A 6,420-nucleotide genomic window follows, 5' to 3' on the forward strand; every position below is an offset into this window, starting at 1 on the left:
CCAGCAGGTATTTATGCGATTGACGTAGTAGGTGGAGTAGTGAACAACTTTGAGGAAATCGTGAACAACGGTCCAATCGAAGTAGATGGTCGCACCTACCCAACAATCAACGATTACATCACGTACTTGACAGAGAGTACAGGTGGATTTACTAAAATCGTTTACGATACAACAACAGGTGATGCAATCTTCCAAGAGTGGGATGAAAACACAAGCACTTGGGTAAATATAGAGAATAGTAAGTTCGAAACGATTGTGAAAGAAAACGAAACGGTAACGGTATTGGTTAAAAATGATGATGGAACGTTTACGTACTATAATGAAGAGGAGATTGGTGCAGACGGGAAGCCAATCGACGGTAAAGGAGTAACCCTAGATCCAGTATTGGTAAATGTAGAAGACTTATCTAAGACAGAAGGAAAGTACATTTTCAAGAATTCTAAGGGAGGTGAAATTATTACAATTGACATCAATTCAAATAACATTCTTTACAATAATGGGGATTCAGGTTTAACCTCTACGAATGTAAAAGACGCTTTAGATGAGTTAGCGAATACGATTGCAACAACAAAAGGTTCATTAACGTCAGCTTCTATTTATGTTGATGGTGGAGCAGATGCTTTATTGAAAGATGCAAAACTAGATCTTAAAGGAGGTTCTCAAGATGGACAAGTATTAGTTACTGTAACGAAAGATGTTGTTACAGGACAAAACCCAGACGGTTCAGATATCATTGAAAATCGCAAAGTAACCGAGTGGCAAGATCCAAAAGAAGTGGTTGCTGCTACGGTAACAGCGAAAAATGGTGTTAATGTAGTGAATGACACGCTTGGAAATAGCGAGTTTAGATTAGGTGGACCTTTAGATGAGGCAACTGTAATTACAACAACTGACAAGAATACCTTAGCACTTGCAGGATTAGCTAATGTAACAACAAGTCCAACAGCAAATAACTTAGTGATTGCTGATTCGACAGGTGTGTTAAAGCAAACTTCGGCTAAAAACATGATCGAAGATGTGATTACAAAAGGTGATCTAGCAGCTAAAAAGTTAAAAGGAGTAGGAATTACCGTAACTGCTGGAGAGAATGTTGGAACAACAGAAGAAGTTGCGAGCTCTTTATTAAAAGACGTGACGTTAGGTATTGCAGACAAAGCAATCACAGCAGGTAAATTAGATGCAGGAACGAGTGCTTCAGATGCACCAAGAGTGGGAATCGCAGATGAAGAAGGAAACGTAACCTACCAAGATTTACAAACAGTAGTACAAGCAGAGCAAAAAACAGTAAGCTTAGAAGATGGAATCAATACGAAAGTATCAAGTCGTGTAGATGGAACAAATCCAAATGAGACCATTTGGAAAGTAGACGTAGCAACAGCTGTTAAAACAGTTTCTGCAACGACAACTTTAGGAGCAGAGGATGCGATTCTCTTAGTAGATGCAAATGCTGCAACAGCAGATATCGTTGTTACCTTACCTGAAGCTAATGCAGAAAATAAAGGAAAAAAATACACCATTAAAAAACTAGACAACAATGAAGACGGTTATGTAGTTGTAGCAGGAAACATTGCAGGAGTAGAAACAGGTAAACAAGTGGAAACAGGCTTACCATACTCTGGATGGGACTTCGTATCAGATGGTACACAATGGCAAATCGTTAACAAATTCTAATCACCTTACTTAAACAGAAATTTATCATGAAAAAAATTATATTATCAGCAGCAGTAGCTTTTACAGTATTAACAACAACAACAAACGTTGTAGCTCAACAAGGATTCGGAACCAACACACCAGACCGTTCCGCTGCTGTAGATATCGTGTCTAGCAAAAGAGGTTTATTAATTCCTAGAATTGAATTGACAAAAACCACGGAGGCAGGACCTGTGGCTAAACCTGAAAACTCATTATTCGTATACAATAAAGCAACAGCGAATGACGTAACGCCAGGTTTCTATTACTGGGAAGCATCGACTGCAGCAAACGCTAAAGAACAAGGATTAGGTAGATGGGTGCGTTTCGTATCGTCTAACTCAGGAAGTGCAGTAACGGTTTCAGCAGGAACAAATGTTGCAGTAAAATCAACAACAGACGGACGTGATACAGATTATAACGTAAGTGTAAAAGGTGGTACTACTGCAGGACAAGTATTAGTTACTGAAATAGTAGAAGTGAATGGAGAGAATGTTCATTCAACAAAATGGGTAAACCCACAAGACTTTATCAACGGATCAGTTGTAGGTGAAAATGGTATCTCAGCTAGCATTGGTACTGATAATAAAGTACATGTTGGATTAGGTGGAACTTTAAATACAGCTACAACAATTGAGACAACAGTAGGTGTAGATGGAAAACCAGGAAATACTTTAGCAATTACAGGTTTAGAAAAATTAGATGGTTCTACTGGAAAAGAATTTAATGCAACTACACAAAACATTGTGATTATGGGAGCAGATGGAATCTTAAAAGTAGTTACACCAGAAGAACTATTAGACAAAGCAATTGGAGGTGGTGAAATTGATGGAAAAGCATTGACTTCGTCTTCCATTAAAGTAGATGCAAATGGAGCTACAGCCCTTTTAAAAGATGTAAATATTGAAATTGCTGGAGGTACAGAAATAGGACAAGTATTAGTTACAAAAGAAGGTCCAATTGTAAATAATGTACAAACGTATATTACAGAATGGAAATCACCGGCTGACTTATCTAATACATTAGGTGCTGGACAGGGAATTTCTATTGAAGGTAATAAGATTAACTTAGGAGGTAATCCAATTACTTCTGCTACTGTTTTAAATGTTGAAGATGCAGATGCTTCTTTAGCAATTAAAGGTTTAACAGATGTAACTGAAACGAATCCAGCTTCAAACAATGTGGTAGTAGCAGATCCTACAACGGGTGTTTTAAAACAAACCTCAGCAAAAGAATTAGTTGAGGATGTAATTGGAGGTACAGGTACAAACGAGTTAAAAGCAAAAACCTTAAAAGGAGATGGAATTACCGTTACAGCTGGTGGAGATGTTGGAACAGATTTGTCCGTAGCCAACGCTTTATTAAAAGATGTGACTTTAGGTATTGCAGATAACGCAATTACAACAGCGAAGATTGCTGATGGAGCAGTTGAAACAGCAAAAATTGCGGATGCTGCAGTAACAAATGATAAAATCGATGCAGGTGCAGTGACAGCGGATAAAATGCTAGCGAAAAATAGTGCTACTGGAGATCCAGTAACAGCAGGTTACGTTCCTGTCGCTAAAGCTGATGGAACAGTGACGTACCAAAGCGTTTCTTCTGCTTTAGGACAACCTTTAACAACAGATAGTAAAATTGTAATTGGTACTACAAATAAAGTGTCTCGATTAGATGCTGCTGTATTGGTTCCAACACATTTAAGCATTAAAGAGGGAAGCATCGGAACAACGGAGCTTACGGATGGTGCAGTAACAGCAGAAAAAATGACTGCCAATGTAGGGGATGATAACGCTCCTAAAGGATCTATTCCAGTGGCTAATGCTGATGGTACAGTAACATACCAACAAGTAACAGGAAAGTTATTGAACGGAAAAGCATTAACCTCAGGTTCTATTTCTGTATTTGGAGGTGAAAAAGCATTATTAGATGCTACGCGTATCGATATCACAGGAGGTTCAACAACTGGAGATGTATTGGTTACTTCAGATGTGCCAATGAAAGATGCAGATGGAAACGATCTAGTAGTGAATGGAGAAACGGTATATGAAACAAAATGGGTTGCTGCTAGTAACTTAGGTAATACCGTAACAGCGTCTAACGGTTTAACAAAAACGGATAATGATATTGTTTTAGGTGGTACAATTGATACACCAACAACATTGGCGATTAACAACACAAAAGGTTCTTTAGCTATCACTGGATTAGGTACTGCAGATCCTGAAAAGGGAAATAAAACAGTTGTAGTTCAAGAAGATGGTACTTTGGCTACTGTTGAAGTAGCTGCTGGCGAAGTAAATATTACAGAAGGAAATATTACAGAAGGAAATGCTGTATACATTGGAGGAACTAATTCAGTAGTAAACAACTACCACCCTTCAATGAGAGAAATCGTAATTGAAGTTACTTTAGTGGATACAGATATAAACTTAAACTTACCTGCTGTAGCTGGAACAGAAGGACAAACTATCAGTATAAAAATTGTTAATACAGACGAAGACCACGCGGGTTATTTGAACATTATTTCGCCTGAAGGGACTATCGCTTATGGAGCGATGCCTTACCAAGGATGGATTATCAAATCGAACGGAGTGAAATGGATCGTCGTAGGTCGTAACTAATAAAAAAGAAAAACAAAGATGAAAAAAACATATATTGGATTTGCAGGACTTGGTTTACTATTGCTATTAGGTACGCAACAAGTTCATGCACAACAAGGTTTCGGTACAGATAAACCCCATAAATCAGCAGCAGTAGACATACAATCCTCCAAAAGAGGATTGTTGATCCCGCGTGTGGATTTAGTGGAAACTACAAATGGGACAACTCCTATTAATAAACCTGAAAAATCGTTAATGGTATATAACCAAGTAACGAATGCTAAAGGGACTGCTACAGAGGTAACGCCAGGCTACTACTATTGGGATGGAGCAAAATGGGTTCGTTTTGCACAACAAGGAGATATTTCTGCTATTGAGTTAGACGGTGATGTTACAGGACCAACGAATGCTACGATAGTAGGTGCAATTCAAGGGGTTGCGGTATCTTCAACTACCCCAGTGGCTAATCAAGTATTGACTTTCATACCAGGTACAGAAGGAAAACCAGGACAATGGGTTCCTACAAGTATTACGCCTGATGTAATTACAGATGCAAAAGGAATAACCGGAACTGGAATTACTGTTGGTGGTGGGACAGGTGCTACATTGAAAGACGTAACATTGGCTATCGCTCACGGGGGGAAAAATCAAGTTATGGTAACCAATAGTGAAGGTACGGGAACAACTTGGGTAGATCAATCAACGATTGCGCCTGCAACTACACATACGATAGTAAAAGATGCAACAACAGGAAATACACTTACTTCTACGGTAAATGAAGTAGAGGCTACTGTAAATCTTGTCGATAAAGTAACAAACACGGTTACAGGTACGAAGATTCAAACTACCGTAAACGGTGTTGTTTCTGAATCTGTGGATCTAAAAGATGCTATTCACGCAGGACAAAAAACAACATCTGTAGTTGCAAAAGATAATAAAGTAACGGTAACAGCTGCTGCTGGAGAAGAAAACGATACCGTATATACGGTAGGAGTGGATCAAGCGAATTTTGATTTAGCTAAAATAGGAGGATCATTAAATCCAGGGCAAATTGCTCCAGGTACGGAAGGTCAAGTATTGACAACCGTAAAAAAAGGAGATGACCTTTCTACTTCTTGGGAAGCTCCTAAACCTCATGAAAATATCTATACACATGATGGTACATTAGTGCACGCTACAGGAACGACCAGAACAGTTGATTTCGGGTCATTGATTAATATGACCTTTAAAAAAGGTACACAACGTCATGTTTTTACGTATGATAGCGATCATACGGGAATCAATATGTTTGGTGACAAAACATCTTCCATAGGTTTGATTTCAAAGAACAAATCGAATAATATTCAGTCGAAATTGAAGCTAAAACATGATAATGAATTATCTGAAATTATCGCTAATTCTGATAAAGGATTAAGGATTGGTACTGAACATTTAAAAAACATTGATTTTACTACATACGATTGGGCAACAGGATCAGCAGTTGAAAAAAAGATTATGACCCTAAAAGGTGATGGAGGTGTTCAAGTGGTAAACATCAATGAACCTGAATTCAAAGGAGCTGCAACAGATAAGGTAGTAGTAGCTGACGCAACGGGAGTATTAAAAACTGTAACGGCTACCATGCCTAAAGTGTTTTATATGCCACCGGTAATGTTCAATACAAGTGCAGTAGGTACAGGAAAAACCAGAAATATTTACAACGAATATGTAGCCATGTATGGTGGAACAGGAACGGTTGTAGATACACCAATAACAGGTACAAGACCAGGTTTGGTAAAAAATGCGGATGCTGAAAATCCTACAATCCCAACATTTGGCGTTAAAGAATTAGACTTTTATGTGTCTTACTATGATCCAGAAGTATTTGCCAACGTTAGTGTAACTAATGAAGGAGTATTGAAATACGACATCAAGAAAAAAGCAAAATACGGATCATTTATGACGATTGTATTTGTGGTAAGAGATACTCCACGTCCATAATAGCAGTTTACAAAGTATAATCCGTGTTAATCTAGAAATAGGATTAGCATAGTTTATTTAAACGAATGAGTAAGTACTATGAAAAAAATATATAGCAACCGCTTACTCTTCCTAGGTTTACTAGGAGCTAGTAGCGCAGTTTATGCTCAATCCT

The 6,420-nt window shown here is 38.1% G+C and carries 2 protein-coding genes and 1 pseudogene; all 3 read left to right on the plus strand.

Translation table 11 applies throughout. The features are described 5' to 3' along the window. Positions 1-1,671, plus strand: a pseudogene (locus tag ACPDG9_RS15590) (hypothetical protein); the annotation flags it as partial. Positions 1,672-1,697: 26 nt separating this feature from the next. Continuing rightward, the gene (locus tag ACPDG9_RS15595) at positions 1,698-4,307 is read left to right on the plus strand and encodes a hypothetical protein (RefSeq protein ID WP_430528629.1); all 2,610 of its coding nucleotides are present in this window, start codon (positions 1,698-1,700) and stop codon (positions 4,305-4,307) included. An 18-nt stretch (positions 4,308-4,325) separates the two neighbouring features. Next, a complete protein-coding gene (locus tag ACPDG9_RS15600; RefSeq protein ID WP_430528630.1) occupies positions 4,326-6,266 on the plus strand; it encodes a hypothetical protein in 1,941 nt (646 codons plus the stop codon). Positions 6,267-6,420: the final 154 nt, after the last annotated feature.

Origin of the sequence: Myroides sp. C6-3 (assembly GCF_050522425.1) — a bacterium.
Lineage (GTDB): Bacteria > Bacteroidota > Bacteroidia > Flavobacteriales > Flavobacteriaceae > Flavobacterium.